This is a genomic window from Bradyrhizobium sp. USDA 4451, assembly GCF_054822585.1.
The window spans coordinates 2,884,672-2,905,591 of the sequence record NZ_JBTRCH010000001.1 but is presented as its reverse complement, the minus strand read 5'-3'; the positions used below and the strand labels follow the sequence as shown (position 1 = coordinate 2,905,591).

The 20,920-nt window shown below is 58.5% G+C and carries 24 protein-coding genes; 13 read left to right on the top strand and 11 right to left on the bottom strand.

Annotation, left to right across the window (positions count from 1 at the left end; translation table 11 throughout):
* Positions 1-2 precede the first annotated feature (2 nt).
* Positions 3-1,007, bottom strand: coding sequence for a COG3904 family protein (locus ACVMB0_RS13420; protein ID WP_461346555.1), 1,005 nt, complete (start codon positions 1,005-1,007; stop codon positions 3-5).
* Here ACVMB0_RS13420 and ACVMB0_RS13415 point away from each other — a divergent pair.
* On the top strand, positions 1,001-1,699 hold the full coding sequence (locus ACVMB0_RS13415; RefSeq protein ID WP_461346554.1) for a very short patch repair endonuclease: 699 nt from the start codon (positions 1,001-1,003) through the stop codon (positions 1,697-1,699). The genes ACVMB0_RS13420 and ACVMB0_RS13415 overlap by 7 nt on opposite strands.
* A gap of 295 nt (positions 1,700-1,994) precedes the next feature.
* On the opposite strand, the gene ACVMB0_RS13410 is transcribed toward ACVMB0_RS13415, so the two are convergent.
* Positions 1,995-3,149: a tetratricopeptide repeat protein gene (locus tag ACVMB0_RS13410; protein WP_461346553.1), complete on the bottom strand. Its 1,155-nt coding sequence runs from the start codon at positions 3,147-3,149 to the stop codon at positions 1,995-1,997.
* Between the two features lie 288 nt (positions 3,150-3,437).
* Here ACVMB0_RS13410 and ACVMB0_RS13405 point away from each other — a divergent pair, with 288 nt between their 5' ends.
* From ACVMB0_RS13405 to ACVMB0_RS13390, 4 genes are all read left to right on the top strand, one after another.
* A complete protein-coding gene (locus ACVMB0_RS13405) occupies positions 3,438-4,466 on the top strand; it encodes a hypothetical protein (RefSeq protein WP_461346552.1) in 1,029 nt (342 codons plus the stop codon).
* A gap of 216 nt (positions 4,467-4,682) precedes the next feature.
* Positions 4,683-5,963 carry a DUF4407 domain-containing protein gene (locus ACVMB0_RS13400; RefSeq protein WP_461346551.1) on the top strand — a complete coding sequence of 427 codons (1,281 nt, stop codon included), beginning with the start codon at positions 4,683-4,685 and terminating at the stop codon, positions 5,961-5,963.
* A 28-nt stretch (positions 5,964-5,991) separates the two neighbouring features.
* Entirely contained in the window at positions 5,992-6,228 is a 237-nt protein-coding gene (locus ACVMB0_RS13395) for a hypothetical protein (RefSeq protein ID WP_461346550.1), read from the top strand.
* A gap of 170 nt (positions 6,229-6,398) precedes the next feature.
* Positions 6,399-6,878: a hypothetical protein gene (locus tag ACVMB0_RS13390; RefSeq protein WP_461346549.1), complete on the top strand. Its 480-nt coding sequence runs from the start codon at positions 6,399-6,401 to the stop codon at positions 6,876-6,878.
* Positions 6,879-6,978: 100 nt separating this feature from the next.
* Here ACVMB0_RS13390 and ACVMB0_RS13385 read toward each other — a convergent pair whose 3' ends face one another.
* Positions 6,979-7,659, bottom strand: coding sequence for a tyrosine-type recombinase/integrase (locus ACVMB0_RS13385; RefSeq protein ID WP_461346548.1), 681 nt, complete (start codon positions 7,657-7,659; stop codon positions 6,979-6,981).
* A gap of 235 nt (positions 7,660-7,894) precedes the next feature.
* Here ACVMB0_RS13385 and ACVMB0_RS13380 point away from each other — a divergent pair, with 235 nt between their 5' ends.
* Complete coding sequence (locus ACVMB0_RS13380) at positions 7,895-8,716, top strand: glycosyltransferase family 32 protein (RefSeq protein ID WP_461346547.1); 822 nt, start codon at positions 7,895-7,897, stop codon at positions 8,714-8,716.
* A 38-nt stretch (positions 8,717-8,754) separates the two neighbouring features.
* Here the strand turns inward: ACVMB0_RS13380 and ACVMB0_RS13375 are convergent, their stop codons facing one another.
* Together ACVMB0_RS13375 and ACVMB0_RS13370 are read right to left on the bottom strand one after the other, a co-directional pair.
* Positions 8,755-9,123: a DUF2958 domain-containing protein gene (locus ACVMB0_RS13375; RefSeq protein ID WP_461346546.1), complete on the bottom strand. Its 369-nt coding sequence runs from the start codon at positions 9,121-9,123 to the stop codon at positions 8,755-8,757.
* A 294-nt stretch (positions 9,124-9,417) separates the two neighbouring features.
* Entirely contained in the window at positions 9,418-11,337 is a 1,920-nt protein-coding gene (locus ACVMB0_RS13370) for a ParB/RepB/Spo0J family partition protein (protein ID WP_461346545.1), read from the bottom strand.
* 421 nt (positions 11,338-11,758) lie between these two features.
* Here ACVMB0_RS13370 and ACVMB0_RS13365 point away from each other — a divergent pair, with 421 nt between their 5' ends.
* The gene (locus ACVMB0_RS13365; RefSeq protein ID WP_461346544.1) at positions 11,759-12,049 is read left to right on the top strand and encodes a DNA -binding domain-containing protein; all 291 of its coding nucleotides are present in this window, start codon (positions 11,759-11,761) and stop codon (positions 12,047-12,049) included.
* A 302-nt stretch (positions 12,050-12,351) separates the two neighbouring features.
* On the opposite strand, the gene ACVMB0_RS13360 is transcribed toward ACVMB0_RS13365, so the two are convergent.
* Positions 12,352-14,667, bottom strand: coding sequence for an NACHT domain-containing protein (locus ACVMB0_RS13360; protein ID WP_461346543.1), 2,316 nt, complete (start codon positions 14,665-14,667; stop codon positions 12,352-12,354).
* Positions 14,668-15,087: 420 nt separating this feature from the next.
* On the bottom strand, positions 15,088-15,321 hold the full coding sequence (locus tag ACVMB0_RS13355; RefSeq protein ID WP_461346542.1) for a hypothetical protein: 234 nt from the start codon (positions 15,319-15,321) through the stop codon (positions 15,088-15,090).
* A 96-nt stretch (positions 15,322-15,417) separates the two neighbouring features.
* Between ACVMB0_RS13355 and ACVMB0_RS13350 the strand changes: the two genes are divergently transcribed.
* Positions 15,418-15,612: a DUF3072 domain-containing protein gene (locus ACVMB0_RS13350; protein WP_461346541.1), complete on the top strand. Its 195-nt coding sequence runs from the start codon at positions 15,418-15,420 to the stop codon at positions 15,610-15,612.
* A gap of 133 nt (positions 15,613-15,745) precedes the next feature.
* Complete coding sequence (locus ACVMB0_RS13345) at positions 15,746-16,015, top strand: hypothetical protein (protein ID WP_461346540.1); 270 nt, start codon at positions 15,746-15,748, stop codon at positions 16,013-16,015.
* On the opposite strand, the gene ACVMB0_RS13340 is transcribed toward ACVMB0_RS13345, so the two are convergent.
* Positions 16,016-16,408, bottom strand: a complete 393-nt coding sequence (locus tag ACVMB0_RS13340) for a response regulator (RefSeq protein ID WP_461346539.1) — start codon at positions 16,406-16,408, stop codon at positions 16,016-16,018.
* Between the two features lie 424 nt (positions 16,409-16,832).
* Between ACVMB0_RS13340 and ACVMB0_RS13335 the strand changes: the two genes are divergently transcribed.
* Together ACVMB0_RS13335 and ACVMB0_RS13330 are read left to right on the top strand one after the other, a co-directional pair.
* On the top strand, positions 16,833-17,018 hold the full coding sequence (locus tag ACVMB0_RS13335; protein WP_461346538.1) for a hypothetical protein: 186 nt from the start codon (positions 16,833-16,835) through the stop codon (positions 17,016-17,018).
* Between the two features lie 57 nt (positions 17,019-17,075).
* Positions 17,076-17,255, top strand: a complete 180-nt coding sequence (locus ACVMB0_RS13330) for a hypothetical protein (RefSeq protein ID WP_461346537.1) — start codon at positions 17,076-17,078, stop codon at positions 17,253-17,255.
* A gap of 53 nt (positions 17,256-17,308) precedes the next feature.
* On the opposite strand, the gene ACVMB0_RS13325 is transcribed toward ACVMB0_RS13330, so the two are convergent.
* Positions 17,309-17,473 carry a hypothetical protein gene (locus ACVMB0_RS13325; protein WP_461346536.1) on the bottom strand — a complete coding sequence of 55 codons (165 nt, stop codon included), beginning with the start codon at positions 17,471-17,473 and terminating at the stop codon, positions 17,309-17,311.
* 53 nt (positions 17,474-17,526) lie between these two features.
* Complete coding sequence (gene ku / locus ACVMB0_RS13320; RefSeq protein WP_461346535.1) at positions 17,527-18,441, bottom strand: non-homologous end joining protein Ku; 915 nt, start codon at positions 18,439-18,441, stop codon at positions 17,527-17,529.
* A 219-nt stretch (positions 18,442-18,660) separates the two neighbouring features.
* On the opposite strand from ku, the gene ACVMB0_RS13315 reads away from it, so the two are divergent.
* Positions 18,661-19,413, top strand: coding sequence for a DUF3800 domain-containing protein (locus ACVMB0_RS13315; protein WP_461346534.1), 753 nt, complete (start codon positions 18,661-18,663; stop codon positions 19,411-19,413).
* Positions 19,414-19,428: 15 nt separating this feature from the next.
* Here ACVMB0_RS13315 and ACVMB0_RS13310 read toward each other — a convergent pair whose 3' ends face one another.
* Positions 19,429-20,331, bottom strand: a complete 903-nt coding sequence (locus tag ACVMB0_RS13310) for a DUF4238 domain-containing protein (protein ID WP_461346533.1) — start codon at positions 20,329-20,331, stop codon at positions 19,429-19,431.
* 113 nt (positions 20,332-20,444) lie between these two features.
* On the opposite strand from ACVMB0_RS13310, the gene ACVMB0_RS13305 reads away from it, so the two are divergent.
* The gene (locus ACVMB0_RS13305) at positions 20,445-20,861 is read left to right on the top strand and encodes a hypothetical protein (RefSeq protein ID WP_461346532.1); all 417 of its coding nucleotides are present in this window, start codon (positions 20,445-20,447) and stop codon (positions 20,859-20,861) included.
* Positions 20,862-20,920 lie beyond the last annotated feature (59 nt).

Below are 20,920 nucleotides of genomic sequence, written 5' to 3'. Positions count from 1 at the left end.
GTTCAACAGGATGACCAGTGCAGCTTGTGCCAATCCATCAAACCCAGATGCGGCAGATTCGATGACCCAATTTGGCTATGCGGCCTGCCCGGTGCCGCCGCAACATGCTGAGACAATGCATTAGCGGCTTGGCGGCCCACCACCAGAGCCGGATCGCTCAAGCCGGAACGACAGATCTCGGGACACCTCGCCTGACGTTCGCTTCTCGCTTGGCGGAGGTCCGTCTCTAAGCTTCCTTTCGAGTCTGCGGTAATCCGAATCGGACGTTCCTCTTCCGACGCGCTCTTCGAGGGCATCGCGCCACATATGGAGCTCTTTGATCCAGAGGTCGCCGTGCGCGCGACGCGATCAAACGGGTTCCGCTCCACAACCTTCAGCGAAGCGAGCTCTTCCCTATTCAAATACGCCATCCTTCCTGGCGGGGTCATCACCATCTTTCCAATCACCGACGGAGGAACACGGAGCTTGGCCGATAGCCTTGCCAGCTTGATCGTGTCGCGAAGCGTACCAAGGTCTTCGTTGCCGTGCATGTTGGAAACCGAATGGACGCCGATCTTGCCGTCCGGCGCCACGTAACGCTTCGCGCCCGCCAGGAAGATAAAAGCGCATGCCGAGTCGCATTCTCCCGAAACGTAAGTGGCGAACTGTTTCTGGTGTACAAGCATGGCGATCCGGAAACCCTCGTAGAGAGAGCCTCCGCCGGAATCGAGATCCAGGCCGACGATCCGCCGCTCTGCACCAAGGTAACCGCGGAAACGGACAAAGTCCCCATCCCGAATGTCATCCCTGAGTTTCAAGACATCGCCGAAGCACCCGGGGACACGGGAAAATTCCATCGCGAGACAGGTCGTCGCGAACAATGCGACCGCGATGTTCAAGACGAGGGCGGTAGCCGGCATCGAGCGACCACGACAAGGTCGCATCGCCAAGGGCCGCGTCGGCGTGGTCGCGAGCGACAGACCAATTACTGTGGCCCGGCAATCGATTTCCGATTTCAGGGATGACACGTGGACGCGCCTATCGGATCGCGCCCTGGATGGGTTCATCAAGCGGGCCGAGGAAGGCGGCCTTTGGCTCCCTGCCGGATTTCTTGAGGCCTTGCGAAGCGCCAAAAGAAAGATGCCGAAAGCGGCTTGACCCTAGGTCGCCAACTACACAGCATATGTCCTCTAAACAAAGATCGAGGAAAGTATCCTCAACCAGAGCTGACAGACTTGAGCCGATATCACCGGCCAGATCTGCTCTGATGTCCAGAATCGGACCAAAGAACTCTCGTCCCGAAATCGTGGTTCGGCAGGTCGCTCATAGGCTGGGCTACAGGTTTCGACTGCACCGGCACGACCTGCCAGGAACACCTGATATCGTCTTTCCTGTCCTGAAGCGAGTGGTCTTCGTTCACGGATGCTTTTGGCACCGTCATCGGAATTGTTCGCGAACGACGACTCCCAAGACGCGCGCAGGTTTCTGGGCCGAGAAGTTTGAAAAAAACATCGCGCGAGATGCGAGAAACATCAGGCTCCTGCGAAAGGAGGGGTGGCACGTCCTCACGATTTGGGAATGCGACACTTTTGATGTCGATCGAGTGGCCAAGCTCCTTCTGAGATTCCTGCGACCGCACGGAATTGGCCGTCGACCTAACGCAAAGCAGCGCGCGGCGCGCGCCACACCTCTCAGCAAGAGACCGCAATCGCGCCAGTGATACGAAGCAGATCAGCTATGGGTGCCTAATGAGTACGCCGGCCTGAAAAGCTGCAGCAAAGCAGGCCCACGCGGCCGGCCGAGCGTTCAGCCCTCCTCGCTCCTTCAGCGCCTCACGATAAGACCGCTCTCGTCCCATTCGTGCCTGCTGAAAGCTTTCTTCACTACCGCCGGCCTCGACCAATTGATCGCCCAACGAACAGGTACAACGACATGAGAAGCTTTTGGAAAAGCTCATGCGGTCCTTCCGTTCTCAAGGTCGCGCCGTGGAGATTCCCATATCGCTCAACGGGATCTTATTTGTTTGCCTCGCTGTAGTTGGTGAGTGCGCTACCGTAGTCGAATTTCGCATGATATGAAGATCCGATCGCGTGGTAGTCGGCCGCGGTGGGATCGATCGCCTTAGCCTTGGTATATTCTTCAATCGATCCGTCATAGTTTTTCAAGGAAAAGGCGGACGCGCCCAGTTGTCGATGCGCCTCGGCCTCGTTCTTGTTGGTCACGGCTCGCGCTTTTGCCCAATCGTCGGCAACCATCTGCGTGAGGCGATCAGCTTCAGCAACATTGCCTTCCGCCCGAAGGCGCGCGGCCTCTTCGAGACGAGGATCCGTGGCGGTCAGGGGCACACCGACATTGGCTTGGCTGGACCCTGCATTGGGGCCGATCAGAATTTTCGGGTCGATGATCGGGGCACCGCGGATGCCATCCGCTTGGACCAGCTTTTCGCCGGTCGCCGGCATGCTGGCGCTGGCTTCGGCCATTTGCGGCGTACCTGTGCGGGGTGCACTTCGCGGAAGCTTTGATATGCCGACAGCGGCGGCGCCAAACACGAGCGCTGTTGCAAGCACTCCCAATATCCGGAGTCGAGGCTGAGCACTGACCTCACCAGGGAAGGGACCAAGCCTTGTATCCGGCTGGGGATTTGGACCGGCCTTTTCGGGCTCGCGATCGGCATGGGGCGCTTCGGCGGTTGGGGCGGTCAGAGGACCGGGAGCTTCATCCGGGATACCAGATGCATTTGTGTTGGTCGGCCGCCCCTCAATTGTGGCCAGTGCGTATTCGAGAAAAGGTAGCCACGATGAGGGCTGTTTGCCGAACGCCGGGGCAGTCTTGAAGATGCCAAGAAGCAGGAGCGCTTTATATATGCGTTCGATATGTTTTAGCTGTATTTTGCTTAGTGACACGAGGCGGGCGTCGCTTCGTGGAAGGTATGCGCGTCCATTCTCCCCGAAGCCGAACAGCCTGTCATAGGCGGCTGTCTTGTTAGGCCTCATGGCCGGCGCTTCCGTCTTAAACGAACCCCAATAAACCTCCTTCAGTTTGTCTTCAGTAATCTTGTCTCTCGGGGCACGCTCGATCAGCGCGTTGATCATTTCATTGATGAGCGCGCGGACACGATCCATATCGGCCGCATCAGCCGGGCTCGCCTCGGCAGCCGTAGTGGTGCTCATCGGCTCCGACCCTAACCCAGGGTCGAGCTTTCGCCCCTCAGTCCCAGACATTGACGAATCCCCAGCGTCCCGATGGGCATATTCTTTCTGTCGAATACCTGGTGCAAGCAAAAGTAGTGCCGCCGCTCTACGTTAGCGGAATCCTCGAAGCCGTGTGCAAGCGCAGGGATGGTCCGAGCGGACGATGCTTGACCGGAGATCGATGCAAGTATTGGCTAAACGATTGAAACAATTAAGAAACTATTAAATTGGATTGCGCTGCAACGTATCTCTATCTTAAGTTGTTTTATGGCGGGGAGCAAACTAGTTCAAAAAATCGATTTGGAGACGGGCGTCATCTACAGCGAGGAGTATTGGTCCGGCACGGATCGTCACCGAAAGGAAGCCGATGGTCCGGCCGTTATACATCGGAACAGTCAGACGGGTGAGCTCATGCAAGAGGTTTACTACTTGCGGGGCAAAAGACATCGTATTGAAGGGCCCGCTCTCGTTAAGCGGGACCTTCACGAGAGAGGAATTCTTCGTGAACTCTGGTATCGCGAAGGAAAACAGGTTTGCGACTCTGCCGATGGCAGTGAACAGATCGGCGAATCCAATCCTGAGATCGGATCATCGGTCGATGATGGCCTGAAAGGCAAACCCCAGTGCCGCTTGGTTCAGAAAATCGCGTTGAAGACGGGCATCCTCTATAGCGAGGAGTATTTTTCCGGTAGCACTCGTCACCGCGAGGAAACCGATGGTCCCGCCATGATCCGATGGGACGAAAAAACGGGCGTCGTCGGGATGGAGAGATACTATCGGCGCAGCAAACTGCATCGAAAGGAGGGTCCCGCCCTTATTCTTTATAATGACGACGGGAAAATCTGTCGCGAAGAGTATTATCGCGAGGGAAAACTACATCGCGATCCTGCCGAGGGTCCCGCCGTGATCGAACGCCTGAGCGAATCCGATCCTTCGCTCATAACAACGGTTGAGTATCGTCTGTTCGGCGAACCGCATCGCCCTCCGACCGCCGGCCCGTGGCGCATCGTCTTTTGCGAGGACACCGGCCGGATCAAGGAGCGGGAGTTCTGCATCATCGATGCTACGGGAGGTCTTCGACCTACCCCGAAGGCAGCGCCGGCGGCTCTCTTCGTCAATTCGCCGGCGCCCTCATCCGCACCGCCGGTAGCGCCTTCACACGCAAGCCGACCAGTGCCGTCAGCCTCTCAGCCCACCCGACCTGGTGCGGCAGGGGCGGCAAAAGGCCCATCCAGTGGCAAATTTTCTCGATTCTTACCGGGTTTATCGCGTTTGTGGCGGTTTTTACCGCGTTGACCCTACCGCAATAGAGCGTTCAGCTTCGTTGTCCTCCGAACCAAGTTTTCGCAGGAGCCTGCAACATTCCCACGCACCACATCCCAACCCTTCGGGCTAGGCGTCTGAGCTAACACCCGAACTTCCCTGACATCGCCATCACTTCCCACCGACGCCCTCGCGGGACGCCGACGGACTTCCTTTGCCTTTTTTCATCCTCACAATTGGAGAATTCCAATGAAACTGGACCTGTCTGACCGGTCCCACGACGAAAACCTCGCTCCTCCGATCGCGAGGACCGAAGGCGCGCTGATCTCTGCCAGGCCGGCCAAGCTCGGCTTCCTCGCGAGTCTGCTTGCCCGAGCCGGGGGTGCCACGCCTTCGCAATTGCCCCGCTATGCTGCGCCCAAAGAGATCGGCGACATCCAGGGACGAGGATTGATCTCGGTCGGCAGCACACTCAGCAATGTCGGTGGCTTCGCCCTCATCGCGCACACCCTCTATGGCGACGGCCATTTCAGCCCATCCTTGTTTGCGATCGGTGCCGGCGCGGCTCTGTTCGTTGGCGTCGCCGATGTCTGCTGCCTGTACCGCTTTCCGCTGCATCGGATCGGCCTCAAGGAGCTTCGGAAAGCGGGGCTGCGCTGCACCGCTCTCGGCGGGCACGTCTCCGCCATCGTGACGGCGTTTCGGATCGGCCAGGCCGTGGCCACCAGCGCGACTGTCGCCTTCTTCGTCAGCATGATGGCGTACCGGTCCGACATCGGGGCGAAGATCGAAAGCGATTACCTTGCTGAGAACAAGGCGGTCATTGCGCAGGCGACGCCTGTGTACGACGCATCGATCACGCGCGCGACCGGCGCGGTCAAAGAGCAGACCGCACTTACTCGGAACCTCGATGGCCAGATTGCTGTCCTTCAGCAGAACGTTATCCGGGCTACGGTGCGTGCGAGTCGAAGCGCTAAGGCTACTTCTGCGACCACCGATAACGGGGCGGCACAGCTTGCCGTGCTGGAGAACAAGCGGACGGCAGAGTATGCCCGCCTCGATGGCCTCAAGGCCGATCTGGCACGGTTGATTCAAGACCGCAACACGGGCATCCAGCAGGCGGTGGATTCATCGGCGGACAGAAAGCCGAAGCGCGATGGATTTCTGGGCCGCGTGACGGCCTTCTCGGAAATCCTGCGTGAGAATCCGCTTCGCCTTGTCATCGTGGGCGCCATCGAGGCGATTGCGTTCGGCATCGAGATCGCACCAGTCCTCGCGCACTGGATCTATGTGCCCTCGGCCTATGCGGCGGCGATGGCACTCGATCATCTGCGGCGGACGACAGCGCTGGCACGGCAAGGCGCTGCCTTGTTGGGCCCGGAGGAGCCGCCTCCACCACCCGACGAGCAACCCGGCGGCGAGAGGGACGAACCTGACGATCCCAAGCCACCCGCGCCTGACCCCCGCAGGAAGAGGGGTCGCCCGAGGAAATCACCGCTCAACGGCCACCAGCCTCCACCACTTGCCTGATCCACTTTCCAACTAGGGATGCATCACCATGTCTGCCATGCACAACAACCAGCTCCCGGAAGACATTCTGGAGGGCGCTCGCGCAATCGCCATTTACCTCTACGGTAGCGCCAAATATCAGCGCAAGGTGTTCTATCTGGTCTCGCGAGGAAGGCTACCCATCTTCCACCTCGGTACCGCAACGATCTATGCGCGAAAATCCACGCTCCTCAAATATATCGAGGAGCAGGAAGCGCGCCGCTTCCCCAAATCGCCCAAGCAGTGATATCGCGAGCACCACGCAAAGGAGGCTTCAAATGAAGCTTCCTTTGTTGTTTTCAAGAGTGCCATCCACCCATTACCAACCTTTGTCACTCAGTGACCGATACTCCGCCTCTGCGCGCGCGGATCAGCGATAGCCTTGCAAGCACTTCAACACGTGAGCAGGAGGCTCCCTTGTCCCACCGTCAAACCAGCGCAGAACTCGCCGACACGATTGTCGATACTTATTTCAGCTTCATCCGAGCACTCTTGGCCGTCTTCCGGGTGCTGGCCAATATTTGCTCCATCATTGGCGGCCTGCTCTGCTTCGGCTTCGCGCTCTACATCGAAGCGGATTTGGCGCAACAGGCACCGATCTGGAACATCGTGGCTTTCCTCATTACGTGGTTCGGCATCGCACTGGAATGCGAGGCTCTTGCCCAGCTTGAAGCGCGAGGCGCCCGGACGGATCACTCCATGGCAAGCGGGCCTGGCGCCGCCGTTGCTTCCCCCAAGAGTGGCGCAGCGTCGATGAGCGCGATGGACGGCTCCTGTGAGTTGTGTCCGGAGTGTTGCTATCTTGAAAGGCTCAATGACAATGCGACGTCGGCGGATTGGCTTGAAGGGCTTTTGCGGAACGCCTCATTGCATCCCATGCCGCGCACACCGGACTGACCGGCGCACAAGCGGCTCGGGAGTACAGGGGAGGCACTTTTCGGTTGCCTCCCTTTCTCGCGCGGTCGCGCGCTCATGCCGTCCCCAGATCGTCGCCTTGCTAGCGCCAAATGGAAGACAGGGTGCGCCACAGTGAAGCGGCCCATTCAAACATCCAGTAGAACGGCCTCGGATAGCCTGATTTCCACATACGTTCCGCAACGCCACGCTCATCGGGACCGCATACGTCGCAATAAATCGCGGTTGATTTCGGAGAGGCATGCCCGAGCCAGCGCTGGATCAGATGCTGCGGCACAAGATTGGCCGTGGCATTGACGCCAAAGCCATGCCGCAGGCCTTTTGGCATGGCCGCCGTCAAGCTTACATTTGCGGCTGCCATGACCTCCTTGACCCGTCGCCATCCAGTCGTACGGCTCCATGGCCATAGACGTCTTCCGCATTCATCAGGGTCGCGCTGACGGCGGCGGATATCGAAGGCGCGCTCGAGATCGCGAACGAGCCTGCGAGGCAGCGGCACCTGCCGCATTACCCCTGGCTCGCGCCGCTTGAGCGTCCGAATGGCCACGACCCGGCTATCGAGATCGATCGATGCGGGTGACAGGGCAAGTATTTCGGAGATCCTGCCGCCGCTGAAGAAAAGCGTCAGGCAAAACAGGCGGACATCGCTAGCGGCATGGCATGCGGCTTTGGCAAAGCGCCGTCGCTCGCCCGCGTTCAGATACTTACGTCCGCCCTGCGCCGTATGGAGGCTTGGCGCGGTACCGTTGGGATACTCGTGCATAGCGACCTCGGCCTAACCCGTATGGTCTGAAGTGTTGCAGCACGAAGAACCCCTTGTTTTCTGCGAGAACGCGTGCAGTTACCAAAATGGTTAGGAACCTTAGCCTCCTCTGACGCCTTGTTTCAATGGCCTTTTACGCCGTTCTGAACACTTCAGACCATTCCGTTTCACTACAAAACTAAAAGAGGAAACCACCTCGCGCGGGCAGGGCACGCCTCGCCAGCGATGGCGGTTGGTGGGGCTCGCCGCCCGGCGTCTCAGTACGGACTGCCTGCAATTGATCGGAAACGTCCTGAAGCTTGTCTTCTATCTGGACATTCGGCTCAGACCCAAGAAGCGTTACCGGCTACCCGCGCTATCGCGCCCGCTGCTGACGGCGCGTGCTCCGAGGCGGATACCCCGGACCGTCTGGCTCACGAACTACACGTGCGATGTAACCCTTTCGATCTATGTGAACTATCTCTTTAATCGCATCGTCGCGCCAACACATGAACTGCGGTTTTGCGACGACGCGGCATGCGTAGCGTTCGTCAGGCACCGCTATCCTGAGTTGCTCGATACCTACCTGAGTTTGCAAATCGGAGCAGCCAAGGCGGACTTCTGGCGGGTTCTCGTGCTACTCGCTCACGGCGGAATCTATCTGGATGTTGACGCGGCGTTTTCCTGGTCGCCCGAACTCCTGCTCAGCGCCGATCAATCGGAACTGTTCGTGCGCGCGAAGGACGGGCGGCTGACCAACTATTTCCTTGCCGCCGAACCCGCCCACCCCGCGCTGGCCGCCGTCGCGGCAAAGATCAAGGAGAATATTGCCGAGGCGACTATCACCAGCGTCTATGACATGACGGGGCCGACCGTGATCGACCTCGTTGCGGGGCACTCCTCTGTCCGGATTGAGCCTTTCCGATTGGTTTGCCGGCAAGGTCAATTTACCAAGAAATCCTTTCAGTATCCGGAAAGGCTGAAAGGGTATTGGGCGCACGAGGAAAAGAACCGGCCCATTGTCGCCGTCCAGCCTGCGCAACAGCCGCCTCCGCTGCCACTGCACACGCAGGAATGACCACGGGAGGCGCTTGCGAAGCGCCTCCCGTGTAGGTCCTACCTGTCGATATCCTCGACGATGCGGTCTGCTTTGTTCGCGGCTTCGATGTAGCGCGAGATCGGGCCGCATGCCTTGAAGTGCAGGTCACGCTCGATGCCGAGTCCGAGATGGCCACGAACGGCGGCAAGCTCGGTCATGCTGACGGTCCCGAATTCCGGGCAGCCCATGCCGAGGTCGCAAAGACCCCAGGCGACAGTTTCGTCGTCCGGATCGATTTCCGTGAGAAGCCAGGTACAGGCCGCGTCCGGGGTGAACAGCTTCACGACCGGTTCAAAGTCGATCTCGTCCGGCGTGCCTTTGACCTCGGCCTGTCGTCGGCCATTGTCGATCAGCTTCTGGCGCTGGGATGCGGTGAGGAGTTCCATGGTAAGTCCTTTCGGCTCTGAGAGCGCCGGGATTGGCGATCTCGTTGCCGTTCGGATGCGCAAGGCGGGACAAGCGAAGCGGTCAAAACCGTAATGGGAGGCAGGCCGTAGGCGGGCACCGTTCGGTATTGACGGCGAGCGCCGCCTTGCAGGCTGAACGGCTTCCCTGAGAGATCGCCAATCCCGGCGCGCAGCCGAAAAGCGCACTGGACCCCTCCTGTGGGCCGGCGCCATGCGCAAGAACGAAAAAAGAAAAAGCTGCGCCCTTCATCAGGACGCGGCTCCCCTTCCTCTTCAACTTTGCTGCGCGGCCTGGCCAATATCCGTCAATCGATTCTCGCTGCATGCAGGCGTATGGCGCAAAGGCATGGGAAGCCATCCTTTTTCGGCGAGCCGCTGTTCGGCGGCCTCGGCCATCGCGCTCTTCTTGAGACCTGCGATATTCTCGGCTGCTTCAACGGAGGCGCCTTCGCGCACGGCCTCAAGAATCTTGTCCTTGCTGACGCGCCCAAGATAGTTGGCCACGTTCGGCTGCCAGTATCGCGTCATGTCGTGCGGCATGGCCTCGGCCAGGTGCGTGGCATGTGCGAGCTTCTCCCGCTCGAAGCTGCCGGGACGTTGAACGGCATCGAGCGAGAGCGAGGCGCAATGGGCGAGCAGGTACGTTAGATCATTCGTGCTGAGCGAGGACACGAAGGACCAAAGCGCCTCGCCCTCATTCGGCATTCTGGATGCCCATGCCTCGTGCCGCGACGCGATGGCCTGCCCCGCAGGTGTCTCGTCGATACCAGATGCCGCGCTCGAAAGAGAGGTTTGGCTTAAAGAGATACCAAGGCAGGACAGGTTATCGAAGCGATAGAACGCCCTTGCTGCCAAGGCATGGGTGACCGCGATCAGCGCCAGTTCGGGAGCCTGTGCCATATCGTTGCGCAACGCTGCCGTTCTATGCGCGGTCAGCTCGGCGACCAAGGCGGCGGAAAGACCTTGTGTACCGGTGGGTTGCGGCGCGGCTTGGTCTCCCTTCTCGCCCTCACCTTCCTCCTTCGGCTCATCCTCGGGCCGGAGATAACCCCGCTCGATGCGGACTTCGCCGTCCTGTCCAAGAGAAACGAAGGCACCGGCGCGGGCGATATCTTCCGGACGAAAGACCTCCTCAGGGAGTGCGGCGATTTCCTGTTCGAGCCGCTCAACCTCGTTGAGCGTATCCTCGGACGGATCATCCTGCTCGGCTTCACGGCTTAAAGTCTCAAGCCGTTCTTGCAGAGCTTCCAGCGTCTGTTGATCCTCGGCGCTCAACTCCCTCTCCACGGTGTCGATGCTCGCCATGGAGCAGGTGCGGCGATAATCAAATTCGGGATCGACCTCGACCCATTTCCAGCCTTCGGCCATGACGCCCTCGGCCACGGATTGAAGCTTCTCGCGCACCAGCCGATTGAGCAGGACAGCATCGGCTAGATAGCCGCCTTCCTCATCGAACAGGTCGCGGACCATGGTGCCGCCTGCCTTCTCATAGACATCGAGGCCGACGAACACCGCTCGCCGGTCGCCGATGGACACCTGTCCTTCAGTCAAGGCATGCAGGATGGCGCGGCGGCTCTTATCCCAACCAAGGGTCTTCCAGACTTCTTCCTGCCGCGCGTGATCGTCGGTGACGGTGAACGCGGTTAGTTGCTCAAGGTTCATCTCGTCAGCACGGTAGAGATCGAGCAGGGCGGGACTGACGGCTCCGAGCGAGAGCCGCTGTTTGACAACGGCAGCGGTGACGCCGAACCGGGCGGCGATATCCTCAACGCATATGCCTTGCTCCTTGTGAAGCTCGGCGAAGGCTTCGTACTCGTCGGCGGGATGCATGTTCGAGCGGATGGCGTTTTCGGCGAGGCTGATCTCGGTCGCGTTGTGCTCGGTGTCCAGAATGCAGGGGATCGGCTCGTCCTTCGTGATCTGCTTGCGCTTGGCGCGAAGCAATTGCGCAAGGCGGCGTCCTTCACCTGCATTGACCAGATAGTGGCCGGTCGGTTTGTCCTTGGGGCCGCGTTCGGGCTCAACCACCGGAAATTGCAGCATGCCGAGGGATGCGATGCTGGCCGCGAGCGCTTCCACTTCTGCTTTCGTATGCGGCATCTTGCGTACATTCTTGGGTGACTTCTTCAGTTTGCCCAGCGGCACCATGACGATGTTGCGGGCTGCGGCGGAGGTCTTGGTTCTGTTGCTCATTGCTTTTTTCCTTAAGGCTGGGGTTGTGTGCGGCAAAAGGCCGCCATAACCCCTGCCTCGCGGCGAGTAGCGAGGTGTGCAAGGCGCAAGGGCTGAAGGAAGTTGCCCCGTGGGCAACTTTTTTGGGGGCACCGCGCACTTCCAAAGATTTCAAAGCTGCGTGGGGGAGCCAAAACCGCAGGCCTGCCCTTGCGCCGCGCTGAGGGGCCGCGCCCCTAAGCTGCTGCCGCGGCAGCGGCGATACAATGCCTTAGAGAAAGAAAGGCGCGCGTAGCGTTTGGGAATAGAAGTATTTCCAAAGCCTTCCGGGAAGTGGTGCTGCGGCGGCACCACGTGGTGCATAAATCGGGACTATGCGCGACGGCATTCGGTGGACAAATTCTCGCTCCGAGAATCTATCAAGCTGAGTTCAGGTCCAGGAATGCAAAAGATCATCCCGCTCGATCCCGACATGTCGGAAACAGCCCCCTCTGATCCGGCTGTGCTGACACCGTACGACCATAAGCACCTCTTCACCTATCTGCGCATGCTCCATGCCCATGCGGAAGGCGCGGATTGGCGCAAGGTGACGCAACTCATCCTGCATATTGACGCCGAGCGTGAACCGGCTCGTGCCAAGCAAGCTTACGAAAGTCACTTCGACCGCGCCAAATGGATGACGGAGCATGGGTACAAGCTGCTGCTAAGGCAGGGCTGGCCGAGCTTGAGGTAGGCAACGACAGGCCTGAACCGGCGTGCGCGAACGCGCATCGCCCACATGAGATGGCACCCGGGCCGCGTGAGCATAGCGACGGCAACGCCGGCACGCGGGACGAGTGTAGCGAGGAGACCGGTTTAATAAGGCACCCGGGAACGGGGCAGTGATAGCGGTCGCGCAGCGAGCCCCTTTTCCGAGTGCCTCCGGCGACGAGCACATCCGGTCTTTGCGCGAAGGATCGTCACCCGAAGGGCCGAGACTGGTTGGCTCGGCAAGCGTAGCGCGTAGAGCCTGGCCGACGAAGACGGCGCGCCCGATCAGTTGCACTGATCAGGAGGCGAAATGGTGGGGATAATGCGAATAGCGCCATCGCGGCGAACAAGGTCCAGTACAAGCGCACGTTCCGCAGCATCGGTCGTCGATGCCAAAAGATTGTTATCCGGGATAGTGAATGTTTTCGTGATGCGCTCGATCACATCGCGTACGGAGCAGGCCGCGCCGATAAAGTTGAGTGCGACCGAGGAGAAGCCGGAAAAATCGAAGAGTATGCTCGAACCACGCGCAAGCCTGATTGAGTTCGTCACGATCTCCGCGAGATGATTGAGATCAGACGACCGCGCCGTTGTTTCTCCGCGTTCAAGAGCCGAGACGAGATCAGAAAAGCCGACGCGCCGAAAGATGTGGAGGACCATGCGAGCAATCGCCGAATCGGCGCTCTGCCCGGACAGTGCGTCCTCGTACAAAATGCAATACATGGCTGCCAGCTCGGTCGGCGGGTTTCCTGCATCGAGACATGCGAAGAGAAATTTCCGGGCATCCACGGGCCGATTGTCGGCATGAAGGAGAAAGTAGCGCAGGCCAACATCCCAGGGATCAGCGCTTTCCGGCCTCGCAAGTTCAACATTGAGGCGCGTCTTGAAATTGTTCAACAACACCTGGATGCAGCCGGTTGTCATGGCGATCCGGGCGACTTTCATTCGGTTGTAAATGGTAAGGATCGCGTCCTTGGACGGATGCTCTTCGAGGAATGTCGGCACCTCGCCATAAAGTGCGTCGGGAAGCTTGGCGACATCCAGGCTCAGAAAGTCCGGCGACATGATGTAGTCGGCGACCAGGAACTCTGTGAACGAGGTATGCGGAAAATAGAAAATTCCGGCGTCCTTTTCGGCCAGGAAATATCCAACGTTCTTCTCTTCGAGCACCGAGCCTATCAACAGCTCGCGCCGGAGACCTTCGAGCGAAACATTCGGGATTTGGAACTGCTGAATGATATCCAGCGGAATCTCATTGGCCGCGAAAGTCCGCGTCTTCTTGACAGTCCATAGCCACCAGGCAAGCAGCCGCATGAAGTGAATGCGCTGCGCCGTGCCCAGATGCTTCCGCGCGGCCTTTTCCTCTTCGCGCCTGAGAATGCTTCGGATGAAGAGCTCATAGAGTGTGAAGCGGGAAATCGCGGACAGATCAGCATCCGGGTCGGCGGCAACCTCCGCCAACATCTTGGCCTGGACCGGTCTCGACAGAATATCTCCAAGATCGAGCGATGCGACGGTCGCGATAAGCTGATCGAGCGGCTTGCGGTGGGGCTTGGTGTCCGCGACGGTGGCCAGGAAATTGCGAATGAGCGTCAGGTATTCCTCCTTCGAGAGGAACGCCATGCGGAGGCTATCGAAGTCGGGACCGCTGTCAGCCTTCAGTGGAATGGTATGGAAGCGGGAGCTGGTGAGCCTCGTCGCTTCTTCCTCGCTTTCAATGGAATCGGGTCGTCCCAGCAGAAGCAGCTTGGAATCAACTGCGGCGGTCTTTCGTATCTGGGCCGAGATGTGGTTGAAATCATTCGGCGCCATCGCGAATTTCATCTCGTCAAAGCCATCAAGGATGATGACGAAACGATGATGGGCGTTAAGCAGGCGAAAAGCAGCAGTGGAGAAAAACCGCACGCCATAGTGATTGGTGAGTTGCGCGGTGATGAGCGTTTCCAGGTCGGGTGCGGTCGTAAATTCACCGAGGCTGATCAGGATCGGGATTCTCGCCCCGTAATTTTCGCAGCACTTTTGTGCAAGCACGGATGCCAGGAATTTCGAGTAACTCGTCTTACCCATGCCGTAACCGGCCCAGATCGCGATGGGATTTGCCGTATCATCGGCGAGCCACTTCTCGACGTGGGCGTGAAGATCGGCCTTCGCATCCTCGGAGGCGTAGAAACTGGGCGAGATGTAGTATCTTGAGATCGGGTCAACCTTGTACGACTCGATCAGGGAGTTGATCATTGGGCGGAAATCAACAATTTCCTGCTCACATTCCATTCCTGTCATGAGTTGGCAGTGCCGGTAGGCTTCCGCGAATTCGCGCGCACCAGGCGCGGGTGTCTGATCGCAGATGATCCAGATTTCGTCGATCTCCTTGTTCTGGAAAGCGGGGTCGTAATCCGCGAGAATGTCCTTGACGTGATCCCGTGTCAGGGCCCGGCCCCAGCGCTTGCATTCCGCGGCGACCTTGGTGCGTCTCCTTGGGCCTGCCTGGATTTCAAAGCAAATGTCGGCCTTCTTGGCCGCAATCTTCACTTCGGTCTGGACATGCTCGTACCGGATACGCAGCAGCGAGGCTATGTGGTCGCGAAATTCGTCGCCGGTCATCGGACAAAATTCCGTGGCATGTGAACGAGGTGCTCCCGGCTTGCGATGCCGGTCAGGAGCCGTGCGGGCAATCACTCAGAATCAAAGAGGAGGAAGGTTATCATCCGGAAGTTGCGCCGCAACCTCAAAGCCGCTGCCTGTGAATTGTTGATCCCGGCATCAAGCAGTGGCGCAGACACCTTCGCAACTCCCTCAGTCATTCTCATCGCGTCTGCGGCTTCCACCAATCGACTGCGGCCTATTCCAGAAAAATTTGCCGATTGCCGGTCGCGGCTTCTGCATACTGATCGATCGCCATGATGATCGCCTGCACATGGTGGTAGCACTAGCCCTCATGCACGCCGCTGCGCCGCACTTCCGCGAACGCTTTGAGGAACGGTGGCCGATCGGCGCTTTCTGCAAAATACTTCGGTTCACGCATCACCATCTCCGGCCACCCAGCACCTTGCCCTTGACCGGGCCCGGCTGAAGCTTTTTCAGGGCGTCGCGCTGGGTGCAGAGATTTTCGATTTTCGCCTGCATCCGCCCGAGCAGGGCTTCAGCAGAGGCCGTCGCAATGCCGGCGCGCTGAAGCTGAAGGATCTCCTTGCGCTGCCGCCCGACCTGCGCGCGCATGCGCTCGATTTCACCCCGGATGAAGTCGATGTCCGGCATGTCCCGCCTCTCAAAACCGAAATGTAGGCATTAGAACAAAAACGGAACAAAAAATCAAGTTAAACGTTGGGACCGCAAACCGATTGGAGGCAAGAAATGGGCGATAACACTCAGAAAGACCCCGAGGACTGGGTTTCAGGCGATGATCCAATGACCGGCGCACAGGCCTCGTACCTGAAGACCTTGAGTGAGCAGGCGCACAAGCCCGATCCGACGGACAAAAAGCTCACCAAGGCTGAGGCTTCCGAGCTGATCGACCAATTGCGCGAAGAGGTCGGGCTGGAGAAATAGACGATCCGTCCACAGCCCACTGGAACAGGTGGACAAGCGGAAGCTCCTGTATTTGCGAATCCCTGCCTTGTGCTAGGCCGCCGGAACGCAAAACGGACCATGCGGATTCATCCCGCATGGCAGGAGCGATCCGATGCTGATGATGAAGGCGCGGCGGCCGGCGATACGCACCATCGAAGGATGGGCGCGGAGCGTCCTTCTTGAGGTCGGCGCGATCCGCGAGTGCGAAGAGCACGGCTGGATGAAGGACAGGGCCGACCCGCATGCTCATGATCGCGCCCGGGCCATAGCGCGCGAAGAACCGCCGTTCGATCTTTCGCCGGAGGAGGCGGTTGCGGCAATCGACAACATCCTCTCGTCGATTGGCGATGCGTGTCCGGGGTGTCCATCCGACCTATCGTAATCAGGCCGCGACACATGCTCGATGTGCGCGACCGCACAGCGCACCAAGAGCGGCTGTGACATTCTCAAGCTCATAGGGCTTTTCGCATCGATGAATGTGGTGGAAACGATCGGGAAGATAGTCAGCGCTGTAACCTGTCGCAAAAATGAATGGCTTCCCGAGTCGCATGAGTTTGTCCGCAATCGGATAGGCTGACGTGCCACGCAGGTTGATATCGACAATCGCGACGTCGAAGCCGTCATGTTCTTCTGCCATGGCCTCGTCCAGTTCGGGGACCGGACCTATCACGTGAGCGCCTAGCGATCGGAGCGCCCTCGCTAGATCGTCACCAAGAAAATATTCATCCTCGATAATGAGAACGCGGCAATTCTCCAAGGATTGCTGCTGCGTCATCCCTCCACCTCGCGGTGTCGTTTCCCTCGGGAAGACAAAGCCTGATCGGGAAGACGGTTCCCATAGGGTGGTTCCAGGTTCCCGGGAGCGTCGCTTTTTCCGGCAGGGTTTGGGCTAATTTACCGAATGGAGCGCAATCATCTGGTCTGAGAGGCGGCCATGAACCGTCCCCGTCTGATCATCTATCGAGCGAACGACTGATCTTCGGAGCACGCTGGAAGCTTCACGTCAGTGCATCGCGGAGTCGATGAAAATTCTCCAGGACAACGAGCTACCAGATACGTTCCTGGGACGGCGATCTCAGGGGCCACCCACGCTGGTCGCCGATGACGTGATTGAGGACACTAATCACCGGCCGTGAGCGCCAGTTCGTGGCTCGCAAACGAGACTTTGGAACGCCGCCGCTCTCTCCCGGTTCACGGGCATGACGAGCGTTGAACACTTTATCCAACTGGCCAGGCACTACAGCGAAGCCAAACTGAAGGCGGAAGATGCCTTCACACGCTATCACCTGGAAACGCTCGAAAAGAGCTACCGCACTCTCGCGGAGAGCGAGGCGGTCCTGAAGAAGTCCACCAAACTCAGCCAGAAGCTCGGCGAGCCTGGGTGACTCTCATCCGAATTTCCAAGTGCCTCAGCGGCGAGGCTGTGCATAATTCCAGCCGCAATGATCGATGCGGACGCACAGCGATTCCGCCAGCAGGCGGAAAAATACCGGCAGTTTGAGCAAAGGGCGATCAGCGGTCGCGACCGAGATGATTGGCTGAGGCTGGCGGCGGAATGGGGCAATCTGGCCCAAGCCGTTGACCGAAGACAGTCAGGCTTCAACGACAAGGGAGCCAATTAACGAGACTCGCAGCGCGCCGCAGCGTAGGCTGTGCCATGGACCGCGCAATGCAGCTACGGCATCTTGCGGAAGCCGACCGGCACGTTGCCCAAGGCGAACGGCACATTGCCGAGCAGGAACAGCGGATTGAAAGCATGCGAAACGCCGGCTTCGAGGTCGGTCACGCGCTCGACTTGCTGGTGACGTTCAAGGCGACACAACTCCAGCACCTTGCGCATCGGGACCGTATCCTTGGCGAGCTCGGACTGTGAGGGGCCGACGAGGATTATCGCTAAGCCGACTTTCGTTGACGCGCTGATGGCTTCTTTACCACCGCTTCCTTCTTCGGCTTCTTGCCTTCGATCGGCATCAGCATTTCCTTCTGGCCGCCTGAAGCCTTGCGGGGCTTCTTCACCGCTTTTGCGGGCGCCCTCTCCTCGCCGACACTGCGGCGCAAAGCTTCCATCAAGTCGACGACGTTGGTCCCGCGTGGCCGCTCTTTCGGGGTGATCGGCTTGCCGGCGCGCTTGCTATTGATGAGCTCAACGAGCGCAGATTCGTAGTGATCCTCGAACTTCTCGGGCTCGAAGCGGCCTGCCTTCTGGTTGACGATATGTTTCGCAAGGTCGAGCATGTCCTTGGTCACTTTGACGTCCTGGATCTCGTCAAAATACTCCTGCTCCGATCGCACCTCGTAAGGATAGCGCAGCAAGTTTCCGACGAGGCCCTTGTCCAGCGGTTCAAGTGCAATGATGTGCTCGCGGTTCGTCAGCACCACGCGGCCGATCGCCACCTTGTCCATATCGCGGATGGTCTCGCGGATAACCGCAAAAGCATCATGGCCGACCTTGCCGTCAGGACGAAGATAGTAGGGACGGATCAGGTAGCGAGGGTCAATCTCCTTGCGATCAACAAACTCGTCGATCTCGATGGTGCGGGTGGATTCAAGCGCGATATTCTCAAGCTCTTCCTTGGAGACCTCGATGAACTGGTCCTTGTCGAGCGCGTAGCCCTTCACGATGTCCTCGTTAGGGACTTCGTCGCCGGTATCGGCGTCGACCTTGAGGTATTTGATCCGGTGACCGGTTTGGCGGTTGAGCTGGTTGAAGGAAATCTTCTCGCTCTCGGAGGTGGCGGGATAAAGCGCCACGGGGCAGGTCACGAGGGAGAGACGCAGGAAGCCTTTCCAGTTGGCGCGCGGTGCCATGAACGCAGAACTCCGGTTGGTACAGCCAGGATTCAAGACGAACGAGCCATCCCAGTTCCGACACCCTTTCCTAGTCGAGGCCAGACAGAGCGATCGTGGCGACTACAATAATACCTTCGAGGTAACTCTGCAGCCCCAAGGTTGCCTCGATGGTAAATCGATGTTGCAAGTTGCACGCCTCCAATATTCGTTAAGCGAACGGGATGGGGGGGCACTGCCGTGATCAAGGTCTATGTCGATGAGTCCGGGACCCACGATGATGCGGATGTTGTAACAGTCGCCGCCTACGCCGGCCGACCGAAAGCCTGGCGCGAATGGTCGCGGGAATGGAAAAAGGCGAAACGTCCTATCAAGGTTTTCCACGCTGTTGATGCGGCAAACCGCGAGGGTGAATTTGAAGGCTGGTCGCGCGAGAAGCGCGACGAGATCGTGAAGAAGCTTCTGCCGGTCATCATGGGCAACAAGATTGCCGGAGTGGTGATTGCTCTCAACAAGAAGGAGTTTCGCAAGGCCACCCAAGGCAAGGAAGAACTTCTGAAGGCTCTCGGCAATCCCTACACGAGCTGTTTTCATTGGCTGGTGCAATCCTTGCTCGAACTCCTGAAGCCGAACAAGAAAGAGACCATCAAATTTGTCCACGAAAAGAACAGCTACGAGAAAGAGGCCAAAGCGTCATTCGATTTCATTAGCAAGAATGCGAACCCGAACAAGGTGCCGATTAGACTGCTGTTTGGCGGCAAGCTCGAGCAGATGCCGTTGCAGACGGCGGATATCCTGGCCTACGAGGCCTACAAGCGATTTCAGGAGCCAGACAAGCCGGAGCGAAAACCCTGGCAGATCCTCAGGCCTAAAGTTGCTGCGGTCCATATCGGAAAGCACAACATGGACAAGATTGTTCAGTCGCTCGAAGAGATCGTGAAAGACCTTGGTGAAAGTTCAGGCCAATCAGTTCAAAAGGCCGTAGCGCCTTAACAGGTCCTCGCGACGTCAGTCCTTCACAAGAAGCAACGACTCCCTGGTCTGCCCAAAGAGCTGGCTGTGACTGGCTCGACGCATTTCCCGATTCAAATCGCCAACTTGCGCCGCGGTCAGGCTGGGGGACGAGAAGGCGGGCTCCTCATCGACCTCTGGCAGCAAAAGGGCCGAACGGGGAGAAACGGGATAATAGAAACTGAGCTCGGTCGGAGGCCGTACGCCGTCGCCGTGCAGGTTTATGATGGGCTGGTCCCCTGTAATTAAGGGGACGTCCGTATTGTTGTCGAGCATGATCAGCTTTCGTTGCTTCCGCTCAAGATAGAGGGTCATGCCGATGTTGAATGCGAACATGGCACTCATAATGTCCCATATCCGCGTCAGATCTTTTCCATCGTGAAGCTTGACGCGGTCGATCGTTCTCTCCTTCACACCCTTCGTCCGCATAGTCTGCATGGAGATGAAGTGAAGAAACGTAATACACTGAGCATCGCTTTCGTAGAATGAAAGGTCCCCTGCCAGTATCATGTCGAGGAGCGGCAAAAATCGATTCTCGACGCCTGAATGATAGTCCTCTAGGGCATTGGTCTGATGGACGTCGAGCAGTTCCTCGATCTTTTCGACGTTGTTAAGCCAGTGCCTGTTTTCCTCCAGAAAGCGAGCGGGCCCCGCAAGATTTACGAGCAGGTTCTCGTGATGACGTTTCGCGAGAGGATGCCCCGCATCAATCGCCAGCATCTTGATCAAGGCGAGGTCGTCGTCAATCAGCTTATGCAGCTTGTAAAAGTCGCGATCCACGGCAACGCTGTTCGTGCCGGTGGCAAATATCATACCGTCTCTCAAGCAATAGATCTGGCCGTCAACCGTCCACGATTTCAGGTAATGCTGCCAGACATGATGCTGCCGTCGCTTCTTCATGACCACCCACGTCGAGCGTCCGCCGCGGAGAGCTGGATTCTTTAGTTCTCCACAGGATGTGCCTGTGAATAGCTGGGATAAAGGCGGCGATTAACCCTTGCCCGCATCAAGACATGGTCAACTTGCAGTTGACGATTCGGGGAGGACCGCCAGCTTGCGACTGGCGGCCCCGAATTGCCCGCGCAATCCAGCCGGACTGCGGGCCAATTGCTGATGTTGACAGCATCGGCATTACATTCGGTCATCACCGACAGGTCAAGTCCGGCTTTCTTCAGTCGAAAGAAAGTCGAATGGCTAGCTACAAGTATGGAACCTATCTATCGCAATCGACGCATGAAGCGTTTGACCAGGACCACGCACCGGGCTCAGCGGCTCCCTATGCCGGGATCTACCGCTGCATGGGATGTCATCGTGAGATCGGCATTGCATCGGGGCATATCCTGCCACCGCAAAGCCATCATACCCACACGGCGGCGCAAGGCTCGATCCGCTGGCGCTTGATCGTCTACGCCGATCACAATCCGAAGTGAGCATCAAGAAACGAAGTCCGGCGAAAGTCGGACTTCTCACTTTGTGAGCCGTTCGCATG

Excerpts from the sequence above, each read along its gene's own strand:
- ACVMB0_RS13415 (WP_461346554.1), top strand. The coding sequence starts at position 1,001 with ATGACACGTGGACGCGCCTATCGGATCGCGCCCTGGATGGGTTCATCA.
- ACVMB0_RS13410 (WP_461346553.1), bottom strand. The coding sequence starts at position 3,149 with ATGAGCACCACTACGGCTGCCGAGGCGAGCCCGGCTGATGCGGCCGAT.
- ACVMB0_RS13405 (WP_461346552.1), top strand. The coding sequence starts at position 3,438 with ATGGCGGGGAGCAAACTAGTTCAAAAAATCGATTTGGAGACGGGCGTC.
- ACVMB0_RS13400 (WP_461346551.1), top strand. The coding sequence starts at position 4,683 with ATGAAACTGGACCTGTCTGACCGGTCCCACGACGAAAACCTCGCTCCT.
- ACVMB0_RS13395 (WP_461346550.1), top strand. The coding sequence starts at position 5,992 with ATGTCTGCCATGCACAACAACCAGCTCCCGGAAGACATTCTGGAGGGC.
- ACVMB0_RS13385 (WP_461346548.1), bottom strand. The coding sequence starts at position 7,659 with ATGCACGAGTATCCCAACGGTACCGCGCCAAGCCTCCATACGGCGCAG.
- ACVMB0_RS13375 (WP_461346546.1), bottom strand. The coding sequence starts at position 9,123 with ATGGAACTCCTCACCGCATCCCAGCGCCAGAAGCTGATCGACAATGGC.
- ACVMB0_RS13370 (WP_461346545.1), bottom strand. The coding sequence starts at position 11,337 with ATGAGCAACAGAACCAAGACCTCCGCCGCAGCCCGCAACATCGTCATG.
- ACVMB0_RS13365 (WP_461346544.1), top strand. The coding sequence starts at position 11,759 with ATGCAAAAGATCATCCCGCTCGATCCCGACATGTCGGAAACAGCCCCC.
- ACVMB0_RS13360 (WP_461346543.1), bottom strand. The coding sequence starts at position 14,667 with ATGACCGGCGACGAATTTCGCGACCACATAGCCTCGCTGCTGCGTATC.
- ACVMB0_RS13355 (WP_461346542.1), bottom strand. The coding sequence starts at position 15,321 with ATGCCGGACATCGACTTCATCCGGGGTGAAATCGAGCGCATGCGCGCG.
- ACVMB0_RS13350 (WP_461346541.1), top strand. The coding sequence starts at position 15,418 with ATGGGCGATAACACTCAGAAAGACCCCGAGGACTGGGTTTCAGGCGAT.
- ACVMB0_RS13345 (WP_461346540.1), top strand. The coding sequence starts at position 15,746 with ATGCTGATGATGAAGGCGCGGCGGCCGGCGATACGCACCATCGAAGGA.
- ACVMB0_RS13340 (WP_461346539.1), bottom strand. The coding sequence starts at position 16,408 with ATGACGCAGCAGCAATCCTTGGAGAATTGCCGCGTTCTCATTATCGAG.
- ACVMB0_RS13335 (WP_461346538.1), top strand. The coding sequence starts at position 16,833 with ATGACGAGCGTTGAACACTTTATCCAACTGGCCAGGCACTACAGCGAA.
- ACVMB0_RS13330 (WP_461346537.1), top strand. The coding sequence starts at position 17,076 with ATGATCGATGCGGACGCACAGCGATTCCGCCAGCAGGCGGAAAAATAC.
- ACVMB0_RS13325 (WP_461346536.1), bottom strand. The coding sequence starts at position 17,473 with ATGCGCAAGGTGCTGGAGTTGTGTCGCCTTGAACGTCACCAGCAAGTC.
- ku (WP_461346535.1), bottom strand. The coding sequence starts at position 18,441 with ATGGCACCGCGCGCCAACTGGAAAGGCTTCCTGCGTCTCTCCCTCGTG.
- ACVMB0_RS13310 (WP_461346533.1), bottom strand. The coding sequence starts at position 20,331 with ATGAAGAAGCGACGGCAGCATCATGTCTGGCAGCATTACCTGAAATCG.
- ACVMB0_RS13305 (WP_461346532.1), top strand. The coding sequence starts at position 20,445 with ATGGTCAACTTGCAGTTGACGATTCGGGGAGGACCGCCAGCTTGCGAC.